This is a genomic window from Enterococcus sp. S183_ASV_20, assembly GCF_018919685.1.
Taxonomy (GTDB): domain Bacteria; phylum Bacillota; class Bacilli; order Lactobacillales; family Enterococcaceae; genus Enterococcus; species Enterococcus faecalis.
Genome location: NZ_JAHLRI010000190.1, coordinates 1 through 362 on the forward strand (window position 1 = coordinate 1; position 362 = coordinate 362).

At 44.2% G+C, this 362-nt stretch carries 1 protein-coding gene; it reads right to left on the bottom strand.

Annotated features, from left to right (window positions below; all coding sequences use genetic code 11):
* Window positions 1-304, bottom strand: a 304-nt coding sequence (locus KQI94_RS16370) for a transposase (RefSeq protein WP_174785213.1), incomplete at its 3' end; no start/stop codon positions are given.
* Window positions 305-362: the final 58 nt, after the last annotated feature.

The window sequence follows — 362 nt, forward strand, 5'->3', positions numbered from 1 at the left end:
CCTCTAACGTGTCATTCGTCCGTCTATAAGCAGGAACAGTCTGTTGCTTGAACTCGCCATTGCGGTCGCGCGGAATCTGGAGATGAAGTTCCCCATACTCGGTCTTGACCGTACGGTCATAGGAGCCGTTACGAGAATTACCCGTGTTAAAACCAATGCGATCATACTTTTCGTAATCTAGGAAAGCCGTTAACTCCGTTTTGAGAAGCGTATTGACTGCTTTCTCCAAATGGACACGGAATAATTCATTCAAATCGCCTTTGTTCGCTAGAGTCTTTAGAATTTCTGTAGTAAAATCGTTCATAGGGAAGTCCTCTCTTCTGTGAATGTGTTGTGGTAACTCTATTCTACAGAAGGGACTT